This window comes from Acidovorax sp. ACV02 (genome assembly GCF_014851475.1).
Lineage (GTDB): Bacteria > Pseudomonadota > Gammaproteobacteria > Burkholderiales > Burkholderiaceae_C > Acidovorax > Acidovorax delafieldii.
Map to the genome: position 1 here is coordinate 1 of NZ_JACUZU010000028.1, position 512 is coordinate 512.

The following is a 512-nucleotide window of genomic DNA, read 5'->3' on the forward strand; positions in this document are numbered from 1 at the left end:
ACCCGGTTGCGGATGGCCAGGTACGGCATGAAGAACGACTTGAGCAGCCGGTGCTGCGTGGCCGTGTCATCGCTGGCCACCGCCTTGTAGAACTCCATCGCCGTCTTGGGGATGAAGTTGAACACCGCCGACGAATACACCGGCGTGCCCAGCGCCTTGTAGGCAGCGGCATACACCTCCGCCGTGGGCAGACCGCCCAGGTACGAAAAGCGGTCCCCCATCTTCATGTAGATGGAAGACATGGTCTCGATGTTGCCCACACCGTCCTTGAACCCCACCAGGTTCGGACAACGCTCGGCCAGGATGGCCAGGGACTCGGCCGTGAGCTTGGTGCGGTCACGGTTGTAGACGATCACACCAAACTTCACGCTCTTGCAGACCTGCTCCACATGGGCGATCAGGCCTTCCTGGCCAGCTTCGGTCAGGTAATGCGGCAACAGCAGGATGCCATGGGCGCCCAGGCGCTCGGCCTCCTGGGCATGGGCAATGGCCGTGCGGGTGGGGCCACCGGC

Annotated in this window: 1 protein-coding gene; it reads right to left on the reverse strand. The window is 63.5% G+C overall.

Annotated elements, in window-relative coordinates:
• Window positions 1–512: dihydrodipicolinate synthase family protein (locus IB236_RS24195; protein WP_192422487.1), on the reverse strand; the 512-nt coding region annotated here is incomplete at both ends.